This is a genomic window from Olleya sp. Ti.3.14 (assembly GCF_038154885.1).
Lineage (GTDB): Bacteria > Bacteroidota > Bacteroidia > Flavobacteriales > Flavobacteriaceae > Olleya.
Window position 1 is genome coordinate 1 of record NZ_JBAKAO010000017.1, and the last position, 4434, is coordinate 4434.

The 4434-nt window shown below is 36.1% G+C and carries 2 protein-coding genes; both read left to right on the top strand.

Going from position 1 to position 4434, the window contains the following annotated elements:
* Positions 1 to 3824 (top strand): choice-of-anchor L domain-containing protein (locus V6251_RS15065; RefSeq protein ID WP_341588985.1); only part of this gene is annotated, 3824 nt, incomplete at its 5' end.
* A 27-nt stretch (positions 3825 to 3851) separates the two neighbouring features.
* Positions 3852 to 4434, top strand: a 583-nt coding sequence (locus V6251_RS15070) for a PorP/SprF family type IX secretion system membrane protein (protein ID WP_341588986.1), incomplete at its 3' end; no start/stop codon positions are given.

The following is a 4434-nucleotide window of genomic DNA, read 5'->3' on the forward strand; positions in this document are numbered from 1 at the left end:
ACATTACATGGGACGGAAATGCAGGAACACACCTTGAATATGAAGGTTCAGGAAACACAACTAACGTAGCCTCTGCAATTACACCAGCAATAGACTTATCTACAGCAGTAGATGGTGCAGAATTATCATTTTGGATGCATGCATTTGGTGCTAATATGGGAACTTTGAATATTGGTGTTAGTACCTCTCAAACAGGACCTTTTACTACCGAGTATACTTGGATAGGTGATTACCAATCAACAGCAGATGAAGCTTGGGTACCTATTGGTGTTAATTTAGACGCCTACTTAGGACAGATAGTGTATATTGAAATTAGCTATGTAGGTACTGGTGATATTTTTGAAAGCGATATGGCAATTGACCAAGTGCGAGTAGAAGCTTGTGGAAACTTTTGCGTCGCACCAAGTAATATTACTGCAACATCAATTACTGAAACTTCAGCAGATATCTCTTGGACATCAAATGGAACAGAGACAGAATGGAATTATGTTATACAACCAGCAGGAACAGGAATACCAACTTCTGGTACGTTAGTAACAACAACCACAATTTCAGAGACAGGATTAAATCCAGCAACAAATTACGAGATTTATGTACAATCGGTTTGTGGTGCAGATTCAAGTACTTGGGCTGGACCGTTTACCTTTTCAACATTATTACAATTTAACTTTACTTTAGATTGTGCGACGGATGGACCACAAACAATTAACTACTGTTATGAAAGTAACGATACAAACATCTTTACATTTAGCTCTACGGATGGGACACCATTAAACATCACATTTAATTCTGGTCAAGTAGAACAAGGATGGGATGAGTTAATCGTATTTGATACAGACGGAACAACAGACCTTAATGCATTAACACCATATGGAAATAATGGAGATGTTTCAGGGTTGACATATCAATCCTCAGGAGACACTATTTCTTTTACTGTACAATCAGATGGCGTATTTGATTGTGGTTCTCAAGGCTATACACCATTAACAGTTACAGTAAATTGTGCAACTTGTATTAATCCTGTTGTAGACTTTTCTACAACTACCGACTGTAGTGCAGGAAACAATCAATTTTTTGTTAATGTTGATATAACTAGTATAGGAGATGCATTAAGCTTAAATATTACAGACAATCAAAGTACTCCATTACAAAACGTAATGACTAGTGGCATTATAACAATGGGACCATATCCATTGGACACAGATGTAGTAGTTACTGTTGCAAATGCGGATGATACAAACTGTATTGTAACAAGCAGCACATTAAATGTTCCTGTTTGCCCTCCAGCAAATGATGATTGTTTAAATGCTATTATAGTCACACCAAACGCAGACGAGAATTGTACTAATACAACAAGCGCAACATTATATGGAGCAACAACTTCAACACAAACAAATGTTTGTACTGGAACAGCAAATGACGACGTTTGGTTTCAGTTTGATGCTGTTGCAACCGATCACGGAATTGATATTAGTAACATCGTAGGAGATACGGTTAATTTAAACCATGCACTTTATGAAGGTCCTGATTGTGACTCTTTAACTAATATTTATTGTGAGGCTACAAACAATAGTATAGCAAATGGGTTAACAATAGGTAATACCTACTATATTAGAATTTATACAGATGGAGATGTTCCTTTTCAAGACGTAAACTTTGATTTATGTGTATTTACAATTCCGCCTCCAATAACAACAAACGACACACAATACACAGTACAAGAATTAGTTACAGATGTATTAGTAAATTCACCTTGTGCATTAATTAACAACGTTACTTGGTCAACAGGAACCGATTTTGGAACAACTAATGGTATTGGATATTTTGAAGCCAACGGATCTTCATTCCCTTTCCAAAGCGGTATTGTTATGACAACAGGAAACGTATTAAATGCACCAGGTCCAGAGACAGGTGTATTAAGTGAAGGCGGAGGGTCTTGGCCAGGAGATGCAGACTTAGAAGCTTTTATTAACACGGATTTAGACGGAAATCCAGGAGATGATGTTCCTGCAGGAGGATCTAACAACGCATCATTAATTGAGTTCGAATTTACTCCATTAATTGATCAACTATCTTTTAATTTTATTTTTGCAGCAGAAGAATATGGAACTTTCCAATGTGGATTCTCTGATGCATTTGCATTTTTATTAACAGACTTAACAACTGGTAATGTTACAAACCTTGCTGTAATACCAGGCACTTCAGATCCAGTTTCGGTACTTTCAATAAGAGACGACGCTTATAACACTGGCTGTGCATCCTCTAACCCAACACTATTTGATGCATACTATGGAGCAGGAGGATTACCAGCAATTACTAACCCAACAAACTTTATCGGAAGAACAGTACCATTAACAGCAACTTCTGCAGTGATACCAAACAATCCGTATAGTATTAAATTAGTTATTGCGGATGATGGTGATACCATTTACGACTCGGCTGTATTTTTAGAAGCTAGTAGTTTTGATATTGGAAATATAGACCTTGGAAATGACATTTTAATTAGTAATGGATTAGCAACTTGCGAAGGTGATAGCGTAACACTAGACTTAGGTATTGCTCCACCAACAAACGCAACCATAACATGGTATGCGGTTGCAGACGGAATTACAGACCCAATTGCAGGTGAAAACGGAACCTCTTTAGTTGTTACAGAACAAGGACTATATCAAGTAGATATTACCTTTACAGACGTAAGTTCAGCTTGTTTTTATACAGATCAGATTTTAGTTGAATTTTTCCCGAATCCAGATATTGAAACTGGAAATATTCCTGAAATTGTAGCTTGTGACAACGACAACAGTGGTATTACTGTCTTTGATTTAACCATTAATGAAAATGACATACTAGGGACTCAGTCTGACATTACCATAACTTATTATGAAACCGAAGCAAACGCTATTGACGATGTAGATCCTATAGTAGACCCAACAAGCTATACTTCAGCTCCAACAACTATCTATATAAGGTTAACCAATATAGTAACTGGTTGTTTTAAAGTAGATTCGTTTAGTATAAATTTAGCACCTAAACCAGTCCTTGGAACACCTGAAGACGTTTTAGGCTGTGATAATGATGAAGATGGTATTGCTGAATATGATTTAACAATAAATGAAGTAGTATTAGCAAATGGGACGCCTGATTTAGTATTTACTTACTATTTAGAGTTATCAGACGCAGAAACCAGTACAAATCCTATAACTGATACAATTAGTTACCAATCAGGATCAGATACTATTTATGTAAGAGCAGAAAATGAATCTGGTTGTTTTGAAACATCATCATTTGATTTATTGTTCGGAATTCGTCCAGAAACAACTTTTAATTTAGATATACCATATGAGGTTTGTCCAAATGCAACATCACCAATTACTATTACTGCTCAAGCAGAAAATTACACAGTTGGAGAAGTAAATATCAAGTGGTACAACGAAGGTGTTGAGATTGCTGGTCAAACAGGTTTATCATTAAATACTGTTTTAACTGAAGGAGAGTATGAAATTGAAGTTACATTTAATGACACAGGATGTTCTAAGTCAGAATTTGTAACAGTAGTAGAGTTAGAAAACTGTACAATACCACAAGGTATCTCTCCAGGTGTATCACCAGGATTAAATGACAATTTTGATTTAAGTAGTTTTGATGTACAAAGCTTAGAGATTTACAACCGTAATGGTACTTTAGTTTACTCTAAAACAAATTATGTAAACGAATGGGAAGGACAATCTAACGCAGGTGACGAGTTACCAGTTGGAACTTACTACTACGTAATGAAGTATCAAGGAAACAAAACAAAAGCCTCTTGGGTATATATAAACAGATAAACTAACTAGAAAACCAACAAGAAACAGATGAAAAAAATAATATATATCGTATTCCTAGTGTTTATAGGTGTGCAAGCCCAACAAGATCCACAGTACACACAGTACATGTATAACATGAATGTGGTCAATCCAGCTTACGCTGGATCGACAGATGGTGTTGCCATAGGCGCACTTTACAGAAGCCAATGGGTTGGATTAGAAGGAGCACCAACTACAGGAACACTAACCCTACATTCGCCAGTTGGTAAAAATGTAGGATTGGGACTATCATTAATAAGTGATGAAGTAGGACCAGTAAGCGAGACTAATGCTTATGTAGATTTTTCTTACACCATACCTGTAGGAACAGGAACTAAATTAGCGTTTGGATTAAAAGCAGGAGCCACGTTTCATGACATTGGATTAGCAGGATTAGATTTAATAGATGCTAATGATCCATTTTTCTCAGAAAACATTAATGAAGTTACTCCAAATATTGGAGCAGGATTATATTTTTACAAACCAAGTAAGTTTTATATTTCTGCCTCTATGCCTAACATTTTAAACTCTGTGCATTTAGATGCAAATGGCTTTAAAATAGGATCAGAGACGCAACACTTTTTTGGAGCAG